The organism is Arthrobacter echini, from assembly GCF_008107445.1.
GTDB lineage: Bacteria > Actinomycetota > Actinomycetes > Actinomycetales > Micrococcaceae > Arthrobacter_D > Arthrobacter_D echini_A.
In genome coordinates this window covers 78,670-97,860 of sequence record NZ_VSLD01000003.1, presented here as the reverse complement: position 1 = coordinate 97,860, position 19,191 = coordinate 78,670, and the positions used below count along the sequence as shown (strand labels likewise).

The window sequence follows — 19,191 nt, the reverse complement described above, 5'->3', positions numbered from 1 at the left end:
CGGTGGGAAGGGACGACCCTCCCCACCATGAGGGCTCGATCAGTGGGAGGAAGCACCCCGCATCGCGTCGCTCCCGGAGAACCGGCTCGAGCAGTGGGAAGGGAGCTGGCGCAACCGCCGTCGACGCCGTCACGCCGCCAGACGGCAGGACACGGCACGTCCGCGTCCGCCCGCTCGTTGGGCAAGTACCCGTGCCCATGGAACTGTCAGCGCGTCGAGGTAGCGTGACACCACATGGGGCACAGATTCGTTCGAAAGGCTCACTCATGAACAAGAACTGGCGCTGGCTTCCGGCCGGCATCGTCCCCGCAGTGATCGTCGCGGCCTCCGTGAGCGGTACTGCGGTAGCCGAGGCACAGCCGCAGCTTCCCGCGAAGACCGCCCAGGAGCTGCTCGAGTTCGTGGCCACCAGCACGGACGACGCCTACTCCGGCACCGTGGAGCAGTCCTCGAATCTCGGCCTCCCGGATGTGGGCATGGCCACGCCTCCCGGTGGGACCTCGAGCAATGACCCCACCTCCCTGGCACTCGAGCTGCTCACCGGTGAGCACACCGCCCGGGTCTTCGTCGACGGGCCGGACAGGGCACGCGTCCAGGTGCTCGATGAACTGGCCCAGCGCGACGTGATCGTCAATGCAACCGATGCCTGGTCCTACGACTCCGCGGCGAACGAGGTCAGGCATGCGGCCCTCCCCGACAAGGATGCCGCGAAGGCCGAGCTGGAGGCCAGAGTGCAGCAGGAAGTCACCGACCACCCCGAGCTGCAGGACCTCCCCCGCACGCCGGCCGAGCTCGCGGAGCTTTTCCTGACCGAGATCGACCCGAACACGGAAGTCACGGTGGACGGGACCAGTCGGGTCGCCGACCGGAGTGCCTACGAACTGCGGCTCACGCCGGAGGATCCCGCCACACTCATCGGCACCATCTCGGTGAGCATCGATTCCGAGACCGGGGTTCCGCTCGGCGTCGCCGTCCAGGCGAAGGGCCAGGAGGACGCGGCCTTCGCTGCCGAATTCAGCGACGTCGATTTCGGCACCCCCGATGCCACGATCTTCGAATTCACCCCTCCCCCCGGCGCCACCGTCATCGAGGCACCGACAGTGGACGAGGCCAAGGCGCTGGTGGACGGGAAGGCATCGGACATGCCTGCCGGACCCACCGCGAAGCCCACCGTCATAGGCGAGGGCTGGAGCACCATCGTGGAGCTGCCGGTCGGCAGCTCCGGCATGATGGGTCTCACCCCGGGCTCGAGCGATGGCGCCGGGATGGGCGAGATCATGGAGATCAAGCCCGGCATGGACCCGGAGCAGGTAGCCGGCGCCCAGGCACTCCTGGAGCAGGCACTCACCGACGTCGACGGCGGGCGCGCGCTGCAGACCTCGCTCGCCTCGGTCCTGATCACCGATGACGGCCGGATACTCATGGGCGCCGTCGGAATCGACCAGCTCGTCGCAGCCGCCCAGCAGTGACGACCGATTCGTCCGTGCGGCCCGCACCCGCTGTGCGGGTCCACGGATGAGCCCGAGCGACCTCGCGATCCGGACACGTGGGCTCACGAAGATGTTCGGCAGGCAGGCGGCCGTGGGCGGCATCGATCTCGCCGTGCCCCGCGGCACGGTGTTCGGCTTCCTCGGCCCCAACGGATCCGGGAAGACCACCACCATCAGGATGCTGCTCGGACTCGCCACCGCGACCAGCGGCGAGATCGATCTGCTCGACGGCGTGATGCCCCGTGACGCGCGTGCCGTGCTCCCGCGCGTCGGCGCCCTCGTCGAAGGCCCTGCGATCTATCCGTTCCTGTCGGGGAAGGCGAATCTGCAGCGCTTCGACGCTGCGGATCGGCACACCTCGCCCAGTACCCGCACCGCCAGGGTGGACGCCGCACTGGAACGGGTGGGTCTGGGCCACGCGGCGAACAAGCGCGCCCATGCCTACTCGTTGGGCATGAAGCAGCGGCTCGGAATCGCCAACGCGCTGCTCGCGCCGCGGGACCTGCTGATCCTCGACGAACCGACCAACGGACTCGACCCGCAGGGTACCCGTGAGGTCAGGCACCTCATCCGGTCCCTGTCCGACGACGGAACCACCATCTTCGTCTCCAGTCACCTGCTCGCCGAGGTGGAGCAGATGTGCTCCATGATCGCGGTCATGAGCGCGGGACGACTCGTGGCGCAGGGCACTCTCGATGAGCTCCGCGACGAGGGCACCGCCCGGGTCCGCATCACCACACCCGATCCCGCCGAGGCGCGGCGTGTGCTCCTGGACCTGGGGCTCGTCCCCGAGGTGCACGGGCGCGACGACGTCGTGACCGCCCAGCTCTCCGTACCCGGACTCCTCCAGGAGACCGTGAACACCGCCCTCGTCCGGGCCGATGTCCGTGTGCGGGGATTCGAAGCCAGCGGCGCGTCCCTCGAGGACCGCTTCGTCGCCCTGACCGGAGAGGGGTTCGACGTTGCCGGCTGAATCCGTCAGTACCCCACCATCGCGTTCCGGCGGGAGCCTCGGACTGACCCTCGTGCTCTCCGAGATCACCGTCCTCTTCCGGAGGCTGCGAACCTGGGCGATGATCGGGGCGCTCGCCCTGATCCCCATCCTGATCGCCGTCGTCGTGCGGGTCTCGTCCGATACCTCGGGCAGCGGCCGCGGACCGGCGTTCCTGAACAGCATCACCCAGAACGGTCTGTTCGTCTCGCTCACGGCCCTGACCGTGGCCATCCCGCTGTTCCTGCCGCTGACCATCGGCGTGGTGGCCGGGGACACCATTGCCGGCGAGGCGAATCTCGGCACCCTGCGCTATCTTCTGGTCGCGCCTGCGGGGCGTATCCGGCTCCTGCTCGTGAAGTACGCCGGAGCGGCCCTGTTCTGTCTCGTCGCCACCCTCACGGTCGTGGTCACGGGAGCGATCATCGGTGCGCTGCTCTTCCCCGTGGGACCGGTGACGCTGCTCTCCGGGGACACCGTCGGCGTCGGAGGCTACTTCGTCCGGCTGCTGCTCCTGGCCCTGTACGTGACGGTGTCCCTGCTGGGGCTGAGCGCCATCGGGCTGTTCATCTCCACGCTGACCACCATCCCGGTGGGTGCCATGGCGGCCACCGCGGCGCTGGCTGCCGTTGCGCAGATCCTCGGTGCTCTCCCCCAGCTGGAATGGCTGCACCCCTGGCTCTTCACCAATTACTGGCTGGGCTTCGCGGATCTGCTGCGGGAGCCGATCGTGTGGACCTCCTTCGCCGACAACTCCCTGCTGCAACTGGGCTACATCGCTGTCTTCGGCGCCCTGGCCTACGGACGCTTCAGCACGAGAGACGTGCTCAGCTGATACCGGTGGCGGGCCGGGCCACGGGCCGCCGGATTCAATAGGTTACGCCGCGCTGACCTTATTCGGTTAGGCTAGGCTTGCCTGCTTCGTCCGGCGCCTGCGCCGCACCACCACCTCGTCCGAGAAGAGATCCGAATGCGTTCCCGCCCGCTCCTGACCGCCGTCGCAGGCCTGACCGTCCTGGCCACGACCCTGACGGGCTGCGGCGCCTTCGGCGGAGGTTCCGCCGATCTCCAGATCTACTCGGCACGGCACTACGACCTCGAGGGCGCATTCGGCGAGTTCACCGACGAGACGGGTATCAGCGTCGAGTTCATCAGCGGCGACGACGCCGAACTCCTCGAGCGCCTCAAGGCGGAGGGTGATGACACCCCGGCGGACGTCTTCATGACCGTCGACGCCGGCAATCTCTGGAACGGTGCACGCCAGGGAGAGCTCGCCGCCACCGATTCCGCCGTGCTCCGGGACGCCGTCCCCGAGGATCTGCGCGAGAGCGACGGCCGCTGGTACGGTCTTGCACTGCGCGCCCGCACCGTCACCTACAACCCCGACGCCGTGGACCCGTCCGAGTTCGACGCGGTGGAGACCTACGCAGGGCTCGCCGACCCGAAGTGGAAGGGGCGCCTGTGCATGCGGGACGCCACCTCCGCGTACACGCAGTCCCTCGTCGCCAGCCTGATCGAGCTCCACGGACGGGAGCGCGCCCTCGAGATCGTGCAGGGCTGGGTGGCCAACGACGTCGCCATCATGAGCAACGACGTGCTCCTGCTCGAGGCGATCGACGCCGGCACCTGCGACGTCGGCATCAACAACCACTACTACCTGGCCCGCCTGCTCGAGGAGAATCCCGATCTGGATGTGGACCTCTTCTGGGCCAGCCAGGAGGGCGCGGGGACGCACGTGAACATCTCCGGTGCCGGCGTGGTGGAGGGCGCGGACAACCCGGAGGACGCGCTGCGACTCATCGAGTGGCTCGCCACGGACGGTCAGAACGCCTTCGTGGACGCCAACCACGAGTACCCCGTCAATCCCTCCGTGGAACCGGAACCACTCATCGCCGGGTTCGGGGACTTCAAGCGCATGCCCCTGAACGCGGAGGCTTACGGGACCTTCAACGCCGAGGCCGTCGATCTGCTCGCCGAGGCCGGATACCGGTGACCGAACCGGCGACCCTCGCCGACGGCCGGACGCCGCAGCGGCGCTACCGGACGACCGGCGTCGGTCGTCCGGCATGGTCCGCGCTCGTCGTCGCCGTGGCCGTCGTCGTCGCGACCCCCGTCCTGGCGGTGGTCCTCCAGGGCATCGGCAGCCTCGGCGAAACCGCTCCCCCGCGGGATCTGGGGAAGATGATCCTCACCACCCTCGCGCTGATGCTGGGCGTGGGCGCAGGCTCGCTCGTGGTGGGCGGAGGACTGGCGTGGCTCGTGACCGCCTACCGCTTCCCGCTGCGGAACATCCTCGTATGGCTGCTCGTCCTGCCCCTGGCCGTGCCCGCCTATGTCCTCGGTTTCGTGTTCCTCTCGGTCTTCGACGTTGCCGGACCCGTCCAGTCGCTGCTGCGCGGCGTCTTCGGGACCGATGTCTGGGTTCCCGAGGTGCGGTCCCTGCCGGCAGCGATCCTCGTGCTCTCGCTGTCCCTCTACCCCTACGTGTATCTGTTGGCACGCTCTGCGCTGATCGAGCAGTCCTCGGGCACGTACGACGCCGCCCGGACGCTGGGCTCCACCCGCGCGCGGGCGCTGCGACGCGTGGTCCTCCCCCTGGCCCGCCCGTCCCTGGCCGCAGGACTGGCGCTGGTGATGATGGAGACCCTGACCGATTTCGCCACCGTGCAGTACTTCAACGTCCAGACCGTCTCCGTGGGCGTCTACCTGGTGTGGAAGGGCACCTTCGACTTCCATGCGGCCACGCAGCTCGCGGTGCTGGTCCTGCTGTTCGCCGTGGCCGTGCTGGTCGGGGAACGCACCCTGCGCGGCCGGGCCCGCTATCACCAGCAGGGCGGGCGGAGGCAGGGCTTCCAGCCTGAACAGCTCTCCGGCGCCACAGCCTGGGGTGCCACTGCGCTGTGCGTGGCGGCACTCTCGGCCGGTTTCCTCATCCCCGTGGCGCAACTCCTGCTCTGGGCGGTGGGACAGGTACTCTCGGACGCCTCCGTCCTCGCCGACCCGCGGTTCGTGGAGTACCTGGGCAACAGCCTGCTGGTCGCACTGATCACCGCGGTCAGCTGCGTGGCCATCGCCCTCGCCGTCGGGCACGCCATCCGCCTCGGCGGTGGCCGCCTCGTTGCCTTCGCGGCCCAGCTGACCACCTTCGGCTACGCCGTTCCGGGAGCCGTCGTGGGGATCGGCGTATTGCTGTCCTTCTCGGCCGCGGACACCACGCTGGAAGGCCTGGGGATCCCCGGCGGCGCGGGACTGATCGTCACAGGATCGGTCGCCGGCATCCTCTACGCCTACGTCATCCGCTTCCTCGCTCCGGCCTACCAGTCGGTCGGGGCCAGCCTGGAGAAGATCTCACCGACCGTCACCTCCTCCGCCCTGAGCCTGGGCGCGACGCCGCGGCGGATCCTGCGCAGGATCCACCTGCCCCTGGCCCGGCCGGGGGTCGCGGTGGCGCTGATGCTGGTGGTCATCGACGCCATCAAGGAGCTGCCGATCGTGCTGCTCCTGCGGCCCTTCGGGTTCACCACGGCGTCCGTCTGGGTGTACGAGCTGGCGCGTGAGAACTTCTGGGAGAAGGCGGCGCTTCCAGCCCTCGTGATCGTCCTCGTGGCGATCATCCCCGTGATCGTCCTCGTCCGCCAGACCCACCGCAACGAGGCGCGTGGAACCACGACCAGGAAGGTGCGGCCATGACCGCCCAGATGGAGACCATCCCCGTGCCCATGGCCCCGGAGGACACACCTCCGGCCCTCGCCCTCGACGGCGTCACGAAGCACTACGGCTCCTCCAGAGGCGTCGACGCGCTGGACCTGTCCGTCCCCGCGGGGGAGCTGGTGACCCTGATCGGCCCCTCGGGCTGCGGCAAGTCGACCACGCTGCGGCTCGTGGCCGGGCTCGAACGGCCCGACGCCGGTCGGATCAGCGTGGCCGGGTCCGTCGTCGCCGGGTCGGGTGTCTTCGTCAATCCTGAGCTCCGGCGCGTGGGGCTCGTCTTCCAGGATCATGCGCTCTTCCCCCACCTGACGGTGGGCCTGAATGTGCAGTTCGGCCTCGACCGGCTCTCCCGCGCCGACCGCCGTCGACGTGCCGGCGAGCTGCTCGACCTCGTGCAGCTGGCGCATCTGGCAGACCGCTACCCGCACGAACTCTCCGGGGGCGAGCAGCAGCGCGTGGCCCTCGCACGGGCGCTCGCGCCGCGTCCCGCCGTCGTCCTGCTGGACGAGCCGTTCTCCGGCCTCGACGAGTCGCTACGCGCCCAGGTCCGCCGCGACACGGTGGCCACGCTGCGTGAGACGGGTACCACCGGGGTACTCGTCACGCACGACCAGACGGAAGCGCTCTCCGTCGGCTCCCGCGTGGTGGTCATGCACAACGGCGTGATCGAGCAGGCCGATGTTCCCGAGAAGGTCTTCGAGCGCCCCGCGACCCGCTTCGTCGCCTCCTTCATGGGCGACGCCGATTTCCTCCCCGCCCGCGTGCACCGGGCCCTGCTGACCTGCGAGATCGGGATCGTCTCGACGGTACCGGGGTGGGCCGACAGCGATGTGGAGGTCGACGTCGTCCTGCGCCCCCACGAGGTGGCCCTGCAGGCGGATCCGACCGCCTCGGCGCGGGTCTCGGCAGTCGAGTACCACGGCGCGTTCGTCCTCCACCACGTGCAACTCGCCTCCGGGCGGACCCTGCGCTCGTGGCAGCCGCACATCGTGCGCTTCCCCATCGGCACGGCGGTCACGGTGACCGTGACCGCGGGGACCTCTCCCACCCTGCTCATCGGGGACCGAGCCGTCACCACGCCGCCGCTCGACGCCCGCCGCGCCGCAACCCCTCATGAGAGGTAAGGGTAGGCTTTCCTAACCTCTGATTCTGGGCTACGGTGAACCGGTGACCCCACCACCCGATCTCTCCGAAGCCACCTTCACGGACCTGGCCCGCCACGGCAACCGGCCGGCGGTCCTGACCTCGGACGGCACGCTGAGCTACCGCCAGCTCGCCGGGATGGTGGACGAGCTGGCAGCCCGCCTCGGTACCGAACGCCGCCTCGTCATGCTGGCCGCACGCAACGATCTCGGGTCCCTCGTCGCCTACCTCGCGGCGATCACCGCCGGGCACCCCCTGCTCCTGGTCCCCGCGGACAAACCCGCAGCGCTCGAGCCGATGATCACGAGGTACCAGCCCGACGTCGTCCTGCGCACCGACGACGGCGCCGTCGAGCTCGACGAGCGGTGCCCGGGCACGCGCCACGAGCTGCATCCGGAGCTGGCCCTGCTCCTGAGCACCTCGGGCTCGACCGGCTCACCGAAGCTGGTGCGGCTCTCCCGCGAGAATCTGCTGGCGAACGCCCGCTCCATCGCGACCTATCTCGGCATCGAATCCACCGATCGGGCCGTCACCACCCTCCCCATGAGCTACTGCTACGGACTCTCCGTACTGAACAGCCATCTGCTCCGTGGCGCCGGGCTGGTGCTCACCGAGCTGTCGGTGGTGGATCCCTGCTTGTGGGACCTCGTCCGCGGCCACCGGGCCACCTCCTTCGCCGCCGTCCCCTACAGCTTCGATCTCCTGGAGCGCGTGGGCTTCGCCGACATGGACCTGCCGAGCCTGCGGTACGTCACCCAGGCCGGGGGCAAGCTCTCCCCGGAGAAGGTCAGGGCCTGGGCGAGGACGGGCCAGCGGCGCGGCTGGGATCTCTTCGTGATGTACGGGGCCACGGAGGCCACGGCGCGCATGGCGTATCTTCCCCCGGATCTGGCGGCGGAGCATCCGGGGGCCATCGGCGTGCCGGTGCCGGGCGGCTCCTTCCGGATCGACCCGATCGAGGGGCTCGCTGCGGGAGAGCTGGTGTACACGGGGCCGAACGTGATGCTCGGCTACGCCGGGAGCCCGGCGGATCTCGCGCTCGGCCGTGAGCTCCACGAGCTCCGGACGGGCGATCTCGCCGTGGAACATGCGGACGGACTCTACGAGGTGGTGGGCCGGCGCAGCCGCTTCGTGAAGATCGCCGGCCTCCGCGTGGACCTGGGGCAGGTGGAACGCATCCTCGCCGAGCTCGGCGTCACCGCCGCCGTCGCCGGCTCCGACGTCGATGCCGACGAGTCCATGGTGGTCGCCCTCGAGGGCGACCACGATCCGGGCATGCTCCTCACTGTCCTGGCCTCCGATCTGGGTGTGCCGCGTGGCGCGGTCCGGATGCACCCGGTGGAGCACCTGCCCCGGCTCGCCACGGGGAAGATCGACTACCCCGCCGTCCGGTCCCTGAACACCGGACGGGCGCCCTCTCCTACGCGTCACGCCCCGCTGCGCGAAGGTCCGGCCGACGTGCCGCGAATCTTCGCCGAGAGCCTCGACCGACCCCGCGTGGACCCCACGGACACCTTCGTCTCGCTCGACGGCGACTCGCTGTCCTACGTGGCGCTGTCGGTGCGGCTGGAAGCCGCCCTGGGGCAGCTCCCACCGGGCTGGCACCTCATGACCGTGGGCGAGCTCTCGGGGAGGAGGCCCCCGCGCCGCCGGCGGCTGGTCTCCCTGCTGGAACCCTCGATCGTGCTGCGCGCCGTCGCCATCGTCTGCATCGTGGCCGCGCACGTGGAGCTGTTCACCTTCCACACCGCGCATCTGCTGTTCGTCGTCGCGGGCTTCAACTTCGCGCGGTTCCAGCTCACCGGGACCCGGCCGGTGCGGCTACGGCGGCAGGTGAGGAGCCTGGCCCGGATCGTGGTCCCGTCGGTCGCGTTCATCTTCCTGGCCTATGTGCTCACGGACGACTACAGCGTGGCCAACATCTTCCTGCTCAACGCGATGGTGGGGCCCCAGGAGGTGACGACCCAGTGGCACTTCTGGTTCGTGGAGATGCTCGTCTACGTCCTGATCGCCGTGACGGCACTGATGCTCGTGCCCTGGCTCGACCGCCTCGAGCGCCGCACGCCGTTCCTCTTCGCCCTGGGCCTGCTCGCGCTGACACTGCTCAGCCGGTACGACATCGTCGATACCGGGCTGCCCAAGCCACTTCCGGTCTTCTGGCTCTTCGCTCTCGGGTGGGCCGTGGCGCGCGCCGACACCGTGCAGCGGCGCGTGCTGATCTCCGTCCTGGCCGTGCTCGTGGTGCCCGGCTTCTTCGATCATCCGCTGCGCGAAGCGACGATCGTGGCGGGGGTCCTGCTCCTGACCTGGGTCCCGGCCCTGCCCGTGCCGGCGATCCTGCGCCGCGTGACCGGATGGCTCGCGGCAGCGTCGCTGTACATCTACCTCACCCACTGGCTGGTCTATCCGGTGCTCCTGCCGCTCGGCCAGGTCACCGCCGTGACCGGGTCCCTCCCCGTCGGCGTGGCCTACTGGGCGCTGTGCCAGTGGATCCCCACAGCCCTGGCGCGCCACCGTCGGAAGCGGGCCGCGGTCACCGTTCCTGCCTGACCGGAGCGGACCGCTCCTCTCAGGACACCAGCCGCCTACAGCTCTGCCGCTAGAGGTCGGGAGCCCGCCTCGCCCAGCCGGTGGCCTGCTCGAACGCGTGGGCCACACGCAGCAGCTCCACATCCGATCCGTGCGGCATGGCCAGCTGCAGTCCTACCGGCAGTCCGTCCTCACTGAAGCCCGCCGGTACGGAGACTGCGGGCAGACCGGTCGCGGAGATCACACACGCCGACCGCATCCAGTCCAGGTACGTCTCGAACTCCACACCGTTGACGGACGTCGGATACCGCTGCGACGCATCGAACGGCAGCACCTGCGTGGCCGGCGACGCGAAGACGTCGTACGTGCCGAAGTAGCGACGGACGCCCGCATCCAGGCGGGTACGCGCCAGCGCGGCGTCGACCAGATCCTGGGCGGTGAGCTGCAAGCCCTGCTCCACGTTCCAGCGCACCTCGGGCTTGATCACCTCGCCGTACTTCCCGACCAGCTCGCGGAACGCCAGAACGAAGTCGAAGGCCCTCGTGGTGGTGAACACCTGGTCCGCATCACGGAGATCGGGGGCTGCCTCCTCCACCACCGCGCCGAGATCCGAGAGGACCTGCAGCTGTCCCTCGAGGACGCGCAGCACCTCGCGATCCACGGGCACACCGAGTCCGAAGTCCGCGGACCACCCGATCCGCAGCCCGGTCAGGTCCCGCTGCAGCGCCGATCCGAAGGAGCCCTCCACCGGATAGGCGTAGGGCACCTCCGCGTGGGACCCCGCGATTGCGCTCATGCCCAGCGCGATGTCCTCGACGTCGCGGGCCATCAGCCCATTGCGCGCGAGCCAGGACCACGCGTTCCGTGTCGGCACGGCGGGGACGACGCCGAGGGACGGCCGGTACCCCACGATATTGCAGAACGACGCCGGGATCCGCAGCGATCCGCCCATGTCGCTGCCGTCGCCCAGGGGCTGGATGCGTGCCGCGATGGCAGCCGCCACTCCCCCGCTGCTCCCGCCGGCGCTGCGCGAGGTGTCGAAAGGATTGACGGTCGTGCCGAAGACGTCGTTGAAGGTGTGCGAGCCCGCGGCGAACTCGGGCACATTGGTCTTGCCCGTGGTCACCACACCGGCGTCCTTGAGCCGGGCGATGATCAGATCGTCGACCGTCGGCACGAAGTCCTTGAACACCACCGAGCCCTGCGTTGTGCGCAGGCCCTTCGTATTGTGGGTGTCCTTGTGCGTCATCGGCAGTCCATGGAGCGGCGGCAGCGGTGCACTCGACGCCGTCAGGGCGTCGGCCGCCGCCGCGAGCGCCGTCGCACCCTCGCGATCCTCGGTGACGACGGCATTGATACGCCCGTTGACGGCGTCGATCCGCTCGAAGTGAGCATCGAGCGCCTCCCGCGCCGAGATCTCCCGACGCCGGATGGCACCGGTGATCCCGACGGCGGACAGCTCGTGGAGGGGACCTCTCACGCGCCCGTGCCCACCCGGGACAGCAGTGCCGTCATCGCCGCGCGGACTCCTGTGGTCAGGGTCGGCTCGATCACCGGGGCGAAGTACGGCGAGTGGTTGCCGGCCACGGGTGCGTCGCCGTCGAGCAGTTCCTTCGGGTGTCCGCCGAAGAACCAGTACACGCTGGGCACACCGATCGCCTCGGCGAGGAGACCGAAGTCCTCGCTGCCCATCACGGGCGGGGACTCGATGACGGCGTCGTCGCCGAGCACCTCGCCGAGCACCGTCATCAGCTCCGTGGTGGTGTCGGGATCGTTGTAGCACTGCGGGAAGCTCGTGATCTCCTCGATGTCAGGCTCCGGCGCCCCCGATGCTGCGGCCTCGGCGCTGATGATGCGGCGCAGCGAGCCCAGCACCAGTTCGCGCACCTCGGGGTCGAAGGTGCGCACATTGAGCGTGAACTCCGCGGACGCCGGGATGATGTTCTCCTTGAGCCCGCCGTGGAACGTGCCGATGGTGACCACCGCGGAGCTCATGGGGTGCACCTCGCGGGAGACCACCGTCTGCAGCCGCACCACCATGTGCGCTCCGAGGACGATCGGGTCGATGGAGAGCTCAGGCTGCGAGCCGTGCGACTGCTTGCCGTGGACGGTCACCTTCCAGGAATCGGCCATCGCCATGGCGGTACCCTTGCTGATGCTCACCGTGCCGCTGAGTCCGGGCCAGACGTGCTGCCCGTAGATGACCGAGGGCTTCGGAGCCCTGTCCCACAGACCGTCGGCCACCATCGCCTTGGCTCCGGCCCCGGTCTCCTCCCCGGGTTGGAAGATGAAGACCACGGTCCCGGACCACGCGCCGAGGTTCTCGCTGAGCAGCCGGGCGGCCGTGAGACCCACCGTCATGTGCGTGTCGTGGCCGCACCCGTGCATGACCGGCACGTCCGTCCCGTCGGCCAGCTTCCCCTTCGCCGTGCTCGCGAAGTCCAGGCCGGTGTCCTCCGCGATGGGAAGACCGTCGGTATCGGCGCGGTACCCCACCACGGGGCCGTCCCCGTTGCGGAGCACCCCCACCACGCCCGTCCCGCCGCTCATGAACGTCTCGAGTCCGAGGCCGTCGAGCTCGTCCTGGATGAACGCCGCCGTCTGCGTCTCCTGCATGGACAGCTCGGGGTGGGCGTGAAGGTGCCGATAGAGCTCGTGCATGGCGTCGGTGTGGGCGTCGGAGAGGTCGAGGACTGCGGTGTCGATGGTCATGATGTCCTTTCGGGGAACGTCGGGTGCGGTACGGGAGGAGTCAGTTGACGAGCGTAGTGGGCGCCGCGGTCTTGCCGCGCGAGCGGAGGAACCAGGCCAGCACGGCGGTGATCAGGACGACGACGCCGGTGGCCGGCTTGGCCAGCGCGGGCACGGCAGGGACCAGCACGAAGAGCACGAGCACGGCGACGACGACAGCGATCACCGTGACGCGGGGCTGCCTCATGGTGACGATCAGCTGCACCAGGACGGCACCGATGATCGACGGGAAGATGTAGAGGCGCGCGACGTCGACGATGTCGGTGGGAATGATGCTCACCAGCCACGTGCCGAGGATCCCGACGAAGAAGATCATCGACAGCACGTGGACCATGGCTGCGCCGCAGATGGCCATGAGCGCCGAGAACTCCCCCCGCTTGGTGCCGGCCTTGGCCCCGATGGTCGCCTGGGCCACGAGGGCGGAGGGCAGGAGCTTGTTCGCGATGTTGCCGATCATGAACGCCTGGTACATGGCGGCCGGCCCCAGGACGGGGTAGTAGGTGATGGGTTCGACGAACCAGAGGACGAAGAACGCGGCGGCGACCGCGAGGTAGGCGGTCCAGATCATGCCGGCGGTGATGCCGAGGTCCGTGGTGAGCACGAGGTAGATCGGGGCAGCGAGGGAGAGGAGAAGGGCCGCTCCCATGGTGGCCTGGCCCCATCGGGACGTTGTGCGGTCGAACTCCGCGAGCGAGCCCGAGGTCGTGGCGGCAGTATCTGCGGTAGCCATGATGATTCCTTGTCGTTGGTGAGGGACTGCCTACGCGGTCGGGGTCATGCCGTTGGTATGGGCCAGATAGGCGGCGAAGAGCCCCACGATGATCGAGATCCCCAGGCCCCACTCCCTCAGCCAGCCCGCCGAGGTCTTGCTGGCGAGGATCATGCACAGGCCCATGGTGGCGGCGGAGACGAGGACGGAGAGGATGTGCACGGGCGTTTTCCCGAGCTCCCCGATCCCGAGGCTGGCGAAGGCCCCGATCAGGGCTGCGGCGGGGACGATCGCCATGAGTGCGGGATTGACACTGCGCAGTTTCGTGTCGCCGCGCCGCAGCACCGGGGTGAGGATCAGGGTCGCCAGCATCCAGCCGGCGCCGGAGAGACTCATGGCCATGAAGGCGACCACGAACACGGCCTGCGTGTAGTCGGGCCCGCCGAGCTCGGCGCCCATGGTTCCGGCGGCGAGGGAGGCCGACGCCGACTCGGTGGCTGCCGATCCCACGAGGCCGATCCGGACCAGGACGGCCGGTGTCCCGAAGAGCGTCAGGAGGGCCACGCTGACCAGGACGACCGCCAGCGACGGGCCGATGGCGGCGATCGCACCGGCGCGGAAGGAGCGGGTCAGCTCCTCCTCCGTGATGTCCGCCGCGGGTCCGGCTTTCCTCGCCGCCCGCATGTAGACGAGGGACTGCACGATGATGGCGGCGAACACGCCGATGGCGAGGATCCAGAGGACGGGCAGGTTGGCGACGGCGAGGATGTCCGTGGACTGTCCCTCGGGAGTCAGTGCAGTTTCCATGGAAGCTCCAGGTAGGGGGTGGGCGGATTCAGTGCTGAGGGCGGGTGTCGCCGCCGTCGAGGCGCTGCAGGGTCGCGACGAGCGCCTGCGCCCCGACGGCGATGTCCTCGGTGCTGCTCCATTCCTCGGGGCAGTGGCTCTTGCCGTTCTTCGACGGGATGAAGATCATGCCCATCGGAGCGAGGGAGGCCATGTGCACGGCGTCGTGCGTGGCGCCGCTGGGAATGGGCATCCAGGGCAGCCCGAGAGTGTCCGCTGCGGCACCAGCAACATCCTGGACGCCCCGGGAGGCCTCGACGACGGCGTTGTCGCTGGACCACTCGAATCCCACGTCCACGCCGAGTTTCGCAGCACGCGCGGTGATTTCCGCTCCCAGGCGTCCCTGCACACCTGACAGCCAGCCGGGATCGACGCTGCGGACCTCGCCGTACATCCGGACGAGGGAGGGCACCACGTTCGGGGAACGCGACTCGGAGTCGACGCGCGTGGTGGTCGCCACACCGTGGGTGGGCGCACCGCAGCCCTCGGCACGAACGGCGAGGACCCCCTCGGCGGCAGCGATCATGGCGTCCCGGCGGTCCTCCATGGAGGTGGTGCCGGCGTGATCGGCCGAGCCTGCGAAGGACGCGATGAAGCGCTCGATACCCGTGATCGCCGTGACGATGCCGAGCGGAAGACCACGCTGCTCCAGCGTGGGGCCCTGTTCGATGTGCAACTCCACGAACGCCTGCAGCGGCCGCCGCGCCCAGGGAACGTCGGAGAGTTTCGCGGGATCCAGGCCGAAGTCCGTGTATGCCCGCCCGAGGCTCACCCCCCGGTAGTCGCACCGGTCCAGATCTGCCGGTGTCAGTTCCTGCGCAGCCGCCCGGCTCCCCAGGCAGCTGAGGCCGAAGACGTTGGACTCCTCCCCGAGAAAATCGACCACCAGCAGATCGCGCCTCAGCTGCCTGCCCCCGGCGGCCAGGAGCCGTGCCGCCTCGATCGCGCCGAGGACACCGACGACGCCGTCGAACCTGCCCCCGCCGTCCACTGTGTCGGTGTGGGATCCGGTGACCAGAGCCGGAGCGGAGGGGTCGAGCCCCGCCAGACGACCGACGATATTGCCCGCCGCGTCGAGGTGGACCTCGAGCCCGGCAGCGCGCATGCGGTTCGCCGTCCACTCCCGTGAGGCACGGTACGCCTCGCTGAAGACCTCGCGGCTCCAGCCGGGCCGCTCATGATCACGGAAGGTGGAGAGCTCCGTGACACCGGTGTCGAGGCGGTCGTGGAGCTCGGACTGATGAGACTGGAGCATAGTGACCCGTCGTCGGCGCAATCGATTGCACAGGGCAATCCACAGCAGGATGGTCGGAAGATATGGTGTACATCACACTACGGCCCGAGGTTTTCGTCAAGCTTCTGGCGAAAGCGTCTGGGGAACTTCCTTCGAAACGCAAACCTTTGCCCTGGGACTCTGGATGCCTCTCCGACCCCTGGTGGGCTCTAGACTCGAGTTGATGAAGGATGACCCCACCGCACCACCGGCCAGGACACGGCCGGTCACCCTGGCGACCGTGGCACGCCACGCCCAGGTCCATGTCTCCACCGCGTCCCGCGCTCTGAGCGAGACTCCCTCCGGCGTCGGTGCAGACACCATCCGGCGGGTGCGTGAACTGGCCGCGGTCCTCGGGTATCGCCGGGACGTCGGTGCAGCCGGGTTGAGGACGGGGAGCTCACGATTGATCGGCGTGCTCGTCCCCCGCCTGACGGATCTCGTCCTGGCCTCCATCTACGAGAGCGTCGATGCCGCGGCGAGCGCTGCCGGTTACGGGACGGTCGTCGCCAACACCCTGGACGACCCCGAGCACCGCCGGGTGCGGCTGGACGCGATGCTCTCCCGACGGATCGACGGTGTGATCATCGGAGATTCGCACAACGGCGACTCAGCAGCCCTGGAACTCCGGGAACGCGGCGTCCCCTACGTGCTCGTCATGCGCACGCTCGAGGGACACCTGTCGGTCTCGACCGACGACTATAAGGGCGGCCGGCTCGCGGCCGAGCACCTCCTTGAACTGGGGCACCGCCGTGTGGGTGTCATCTCCGGGGACCAGCTCGCGAGCACGGGCCGCGAGCGGACTCTCGGCTTCCGGCGGACCTTCGAGGCCGCCGGGTACCCCGTCCCGGATGCCTACACGGTGGAGTCTGCCTTCAGTACGCCCTCGGGAGCGATCGCCGGAGCTGCGCTGATGCGACTACCCGAGCCGCCCACGGCGATCTTCGCGGTCCATGATCTCCTGGCCCTCGGCGCCATGGGCGCCCTCCGCGACGCCGGCCGGCGCGTGGGCACGGACGTGGCGCTCATCGGGTACAACGATCTCGATCTGGCCGCGACCCTGCCGGTCCCACTGACCTCCATCCGCTCCGATCTGGCCCGCATGGGGTCCCTGAGCGTGGATGCGCTGCTGGCGCAGTTCTCTGGCGGCACCCCGCACAGCACCCTGCTGCCCCCGGAGCTCGTGGTCCGCGCGACCACCTCCCCGCCGGCGTCGTAGGGCGCCGCGTGACGCGCCCGGCGGACGCTGTGTCCGGCACCGGGTGGTGGCGCAACGCCGTCATCTACCAGGTCTATCCGCGCTCGTTCGCGGACGGCGACGGCGACGGCGTCGGGGATCTCGCCGGCCTGCTGGGCCGCCTACCGTACATCGCGTCGCTCGGCGTCGACGGGATCTGGCTGACGCCGTTCCAGCCGTCCCCGCAGGTGGACCAGGGCTACGACGTGAGCGACTACTGCGGCGTCGAACCCCTGTTCGGCACCCTGGCACAGTTCGACGACCTGCTGGAGGCCGCGCACACCCTGGGACTGAGGGTCATACTCGACGTGGTCCCGAACCACTGCTCGTCGGAGCATCCGCTCTTCCGGGCCGCAGTCACAGCCGCGCCCGGTTCGCCCGAGCGCGCCATGTTCCATGTCGAGGACGGGCTCGACGGCGGCCCGCCGAACAATTGGCGGAGCGTCTTCGGCGGCGCCGCCTGGAGCCGGATCGACCCCGCGTCCGAGGCGGACCGGCAGTGGTACCTTCACCTCTTCTCCGCCGAGCAATCGGACTGGAACTGGCGGAACCCCGCAGTGGGCGACTACTTCGAGGGCGTGCTCCGCTTCTGGTTCGACCGCGGCGTTGACGGGTTGCGCATCGACGTCGCACACGCACTCTTCAAGGCAGAGGGACTTCCCGACGCCGAGCGCCCGGAGGACGTGGTGGACGGTCTGCGCTCCAACCCGCAGGTCTCCGATCATGAGGAGGTCCATGACGTGTACCGGCGGTGGCGCCGGCTCGCCGACTCCTACTCCCCCGCACGGGTCCTCGTGGGAGAGGTGAATCTCGAGCCGCAGCGGGCCGCCCGGTACATCCGGCCCGACGAGATGCACCAGGCCTTCGCGTTCGCCTTCGCGACACTGGGGTGGGATGCAGCGGCGTGGGCCAGGATCGGCACCGAACTCGACGCCGCCCGCCGGGAGCACGGAGCACCACCGACCTGGGCCCTCGAGAACCACGACCTCGTCCGGACCGCCACCCGGTTCGCCTTCACCCCGTCAGACGACGGCGGGCGCGGCGTCCTGCGTGCCCGTGCCGGGCTTCTCGCCGTCCTGGGTCTGCCCGGCAGTGCCTATGTCTACCAGGGCCAGGAACTGAACCTGCCCGAGGTGGAGGTGCTGCCCGCCGCACGGATGGACCCGATGTGGACGCGCAGCGGCGTGTCCAGGGACGGGGCCCGGGTGCCGCTGCCGTGGACGGTCTCGCCCGATAACACCTTCGGATTCTCCCCGGCCTACGCAGGTGACCCCTGGCTGCCGACGCCACCGGGCTGGGGGGCGACGTCGGTCGAGGCCCAGGAGCGGAATGTGGACTCGACGCTGCACCTGGTCAGGGCGGCCCTGGATCTCCGCCGATCCCTGCACGAGGAGGGCGTCCTCTCCTCTTACGACGGCGGCACATGGCGGGCCGAGGACAATGGCCTGCTCGTCTGCGAGCGTGGAGAGCAGTTCCTGGTCGCCGTCGCGATGGGCGACACTCCGGCCAACCTCCCGGACGGCGACGTACTCATCGCGTCCTCGGCCCTCACGCCGGAGGGGCTCCTCCCGCCCGACGCGAGCGCCTGGGTGCGCCGGGTGTAGGTGCGCGCGGACGCAGGCACTGGCCGGACCACCGCGCAGCGCACCTGCCCTACCCCGTCACCGGGACCCGGTCAGCTCGCTCCGGCCAGATCCGAGGTCGTGAGCTGTGCGGGCGGGACGTCCGCTCCGGCGTACGGTGTTGCGGACACCACGGAGACGGACACGGTGGCACCCCGCGGCGTCTGGTACGACGCCTCCTCCCCGGGCTTGAGGCCGTGGATGGCGAGCCCGAGGGGGCTCCGCTCGCTGAACACATCCATGCTGCTCTCGCCGAAGATCTCCCGGCTGCCCATGAGGAACACCTCGGGGTGACCGTCGATGACGGCGTTCACCAGCATCCCGGGCTCCACCACCCCGTCGTCGGCCGGCTGATGGGTCCGCGCGTCCTTCAGGACCGACATGAGCTGGCGGATGCGTGCTTCCGCGGCGACCCGCTCCGCGGATCCCTGACTGCCGCGAGCAGCCATCAAGCCGTCGAGCTCCGCCTGCAGGCGCGCGTGGACCTGGGGCGTGAGCCAGGTGACGGGTGCGGATGGATGGGTCATCGGGACTCCTCTGAAGGTGACGGGACCGGGTCCGGGCAGGACCGATCACGGCAATTCGACGGACTGGTGAATACACGAGTTTAGCTGCTTTATTTTTCTTCGCAATTCCTCCTGCAACCCCGAGACTTCTGACGGAAGAAAAACGAGGACTGGCAAATAAAATATTACCGCGTATGGTTGGTGCCATAGCAGAAAGAAAAGGCGGTGATCGTGTGTCGGGAAAATCTCCTAGAAGTGTTGGCACGAAGAAGCAGGGGAAGTCGATCCTCGAGAAGCGGGCCGAGAAGAAGGCGAAGGCCGACTCGAGCGACCTGCTGTTCTCGAAGCCCCGCAAGAATCAGCGGTAGCACCGGCATACGGGC

16 protein-coding genes are annotated in these 19,191 nt (G+C 69.3%); 10 read left to right on the top strand and 6 right to left on the bottom strand.

Annotated features, from left to right (window positions below):
- The first annotated feature begins 266 nt into the window (after positions 1 to 266).
- The 7 genes from FQ377_RS07495 to FQ377_RS07465 all read left to right on the top strand — a co-directional run bounded on the left by FQ377_RS07495 (position 267) and on the right by FQ377_RS07465 (position 9,885).
- A complete protein-coding gene (locus tag FQ377_RS07495; RefSeq protein WP_148600637.1) occupies positions 267 to 1,469 on the top strand; it encodes a LolA family protein in 1,203 nt (400 codons plus the stop codon).
- Between the two features lie 46 nt (positions 1,470 to 1,515).
- The gene (locus FQ377_RS07490; protein ID WP_148600636.1) at positions 1,516 to 2,463 is read left to right on the top strand and encodes an ABC transporter ATP-binding protein; all 948 of its coding nucleotides are present in this window, start codon (positions 1,516 to 1,518) and stop codon (positions 2,461 to 2,463) included.
- On the top strand, positions 2,453 to 3,316 hold the full coding sequence (locus FQ377_RS07485) for an ABC transporter permease (RefSeq protein WP_262364332.1): 864 nt from the start codon (positions 2,453 to 2,455) through the stop codon (positions 3,314 to 3,316). The genes FQ377_RS07490 and FQ377_RS07485 overlap by 11 nt, the downstream gene beginning before the upstream one ends.
- Before the next feature lie 135 nt (positions 3,317 to 3,451).
- Positions 3,452 to 4,474 (top strand): extracellular solute-binding protein, encoded by a 1,023-nt coding sequence (locus tag FQ377_RS07480; RefSeq protein WP_148600635.1) that lies wholly within the window; start codon positions 3,452 to 3,454, stop codon positions 4,472 to 4,474.
- The gene (locus FQ377_RS07475; RefSeq protein WP_148600634.1) at positions 4,471 to 6,171 is read left to right on the top strand and encodes an ABC transporter permease; all 1,701 of its coding nucleotides are present in this window, start codon (positions 4,471 to 4,473) and stop codon (positions 6,169 to 6,171) included. The genes FQ377_RS07480 and FQ377_RS07475 overlap by 4 nt, the downstream gene beginning before the upstream one ends.
- Positions 6,168 to 7,316 (top strand): ABC transporter ATP-binding protein, encoded by a 1,149-nt coding sequence (locus tag FQ377_RS07470; protein ID WP_148600633.1) that lies wholly within the window; start codon positions 6,168 to 6,170, stop codon positions 7,314 to 7,316. Before FQ377_RS07475 ends, FQ377_RS07470 begins: the two co-directional genes overlap by 4 nt.
- Positions 7,317 to 7,359: 43 nt before the next feature.
- A complete protein-coding gene (locus FQ377_RS07465) occupies positions 7,360 to 9,885 on the top strand; it encodes an AMP-binding protein (protein WP_262364331.1) in 2,526 nt (841 codons plus the stop codon).
- 49 nt (positions 9,886 to 9,934) lie between these two features.
- On the opposite strand, the gene FQ377_RS07460 is transcribed toward FQ377_RS07465, so the two are convergent.
- The 5 genes from FQ377_RS07460 to FQ377_RS07440 are packed head-to-tail and all read right to left on the bottom strand — an operon-like array spanning position 9,935 to position 15,425.
- The gene (locus FQ377_RS07460; RefSeq protein ID WP_148600631.1) at positions 9,935 to 11,344 is read right to left on the bottom strand and encodes an amidase; all 1,410 of its coding nucleotides are present in this window, start codon (positions 11,342 to 11,344) and stop codon (positions 9,935 to 9,937) included.
- Positions 11,341 to 12,576 carry an amidohydrolase gene (locus FQ377_RS07455; protein WP_148600630.1) on the bottom strand — a complete coding sequence of 412 codons (1,236 nt, stop codon included), beginning with the start codon at positions 12,574 to 12,576 and terminating at the stop codon, positions 11,341 to 11,343. Before FQ377_RS07455 ends, FQ377_RS07460 begins: the two co-directional genes overlap by 4 nt.
- A 40-nt stretch (positions 12,577 to 12,616) precedes the next feature.
- Entirely contained in the window at positions 12,617 to 13,345 is a 729-nt protein-coding gene (locus FQ377_RS07450; RefSeq protein ID WP_148600629.1) for a hypothetical protein, read from the bottom strand.
- Positions 13,346 to 13,375: 30 nt separating this feature from the next.
- Entirely contained in the window at positions 13,376 to 14,131 is a 756-nt protein-coding gene (locus FQ377_RS07445) for a DUF5058 family protein (protein ID WP_148600628.1), read from the bottom strand.
- A 28-nt stretch (positions 14,132 to 14,159) separates the two neighbouring features.
- Positions 14,160 to 15,425 carry a M20 family metallo-hydrolase gene (locus FQ377_RS07440; protein ID WP_148600627.1) on the bottom strand — a complete coding sequence of 422 codons (1,266 nt, stop codon included), beginning with the start codon at positions 15,423 to 15,425 and terminating at the stop codon, positions 14,160 to 14,162.
- A gap of 202 nt (positions 15,426 to 15,627) precedes the next feature.
- Between FQ377_RS07440 and FQ377_RS07435 the strand changes: the two genes are divergently transcribed.
- Together FQ377_RS07435 and FQ377_RS07430 are read left to right on the top strand one after the other, a co-directional pair.
- Complete coding sequence (locus FQ377_RS07435; RefSeq protein ID WP_148600626.1) at positions 15,628 to 16,662, top strand: LacI family DNA-binding transcriptional regulator; 1,035 nt, start codon at positions 15,628 to 15,630, stop codon at positions 16,660 to 16,662.
- An 8-nt stretch (positions 16,663 to 16,670) separates the two neighbouring features.
- A complete protein-coding gene (locus tag FQ377_RS07430) occupies positions 16,671 to 18,284 on the top strand; it encodes an alpha-amylase family glycosyl hydrolase (RefSeq protein WP_222861853.1) in 1,614 nt (537 codons plus the stop codon).
- A 71-nt stretch (positions 18,285 to 18,355) separates the two neighbouring features.
- Here the strand turns inward: FQ377_RS07430 and FQ377_RS07425 are convergent, their stop codons facing one another.
- Complete coding sequence (locus FQ377_RS07425) at positions 18,356 to 18,829, bottom strand: GreA/GreB family elongation factor (protein WP_148600625.1); 474 nt, start codon at positions 18,827 to 18,829, stop codon at positions 18,356 to 18,358.
- Between the two features lie 212 nt (positions 18,830 to 19,041).
- Here FQ377_RS07425 and FQ377_RS15125 point away from each other — a divergent pair, with 212 nt between their 5' ends.
- On the top strand, positions 19,042 to 19,176 hold the full coding sequence (locus FQ377_RS15125) for a hypothetical protein (protein WP_262364330.1): 135 nt from the start codon (positions 19,042 to 19,044) through the stop codon (positions 19,174 to 19,176).
- Positions 19,177 to 19,191 lie beyond the last annotated feature (15 nt).

What these genes read in the sequence shown, in the direction of transcription:
- FQ377_RS07495 (WP_148600637.1), top strand. Translation starts at nt 267, where the DNA reads ATGAACAAGAACTGGCGCTGGCTTCCGGCCGGCATCGTCCCCGCAGTG.
- FQ377_RS07490 (WP_148600636.1), top strand. Translation starts at nt 1,516, where the DNA reads ATGAGCCCGAGCGACCTCGCGATCCGGACACGTGGGCTCACGAAGATG.
- FQ377_RS07480 (WP_148600635.1), top strand. Translation starts at nt 3,452, where the DNA reads ATGCGTTCCCGCCCGCTCCTGACCGCCGTCGCAGGCCTGACCGTCCTG.
- FQ377_RS07470 (WP_148600633.1), top strand. Translation starts at nt 6,168, where the DNA reads ATGACCGCCCAGATGGAGACCATCCCCGTGCCCATGGCCCCGGAGGAC.
- FQ377_RS07455 (WP_148600630.1), bottom strand. Translation starts at nt 12,576, where the DNA reads ATGACCATCGACACCGCAGTCCTCGACCTCTCCGACGCCCACACCGAC.
- FQ377_RS07450 (WP_148600629.1), bottom strand. Translation starts at nt 13,345, where the DNA reads ATGGCTACCGCAGATACTGCCGCCACGACCTCGGGCTCGCTCGCGGAG.
- FQ377_RS07445 (WP_148600628.1), bottom strand. Translation starts at nt 14,131, where the DNA reads ATGGAAACTGCACTGACTCCCGAGGGACAGTCCACGGACATCCTCGCC.
- FQ377_RS07440 (WP_148600627.1), bottom strand. Translation starts at nt 15,425, where the DNA reads ATGCTCCAGTCTCATCAGTCCGAGCTCCACGACCGCCTCGACACCGGT.
- FQ377_RS07435 (WP_148600626.1), top strand. Translation starts at nt 15,628, where the DNA reads ATGAAGGATGACCCCACCGCACCACCGGCCAGGACACGGCCGGTCACC.
- FQ377_RS07425 (WP_148600625.1), bottom strand. Translation starts at nt 18,829, where the DNA reads ATGACCCATCCATCCGCACCCGTCACCTGGCTCACGCCCCAGGTCCAC.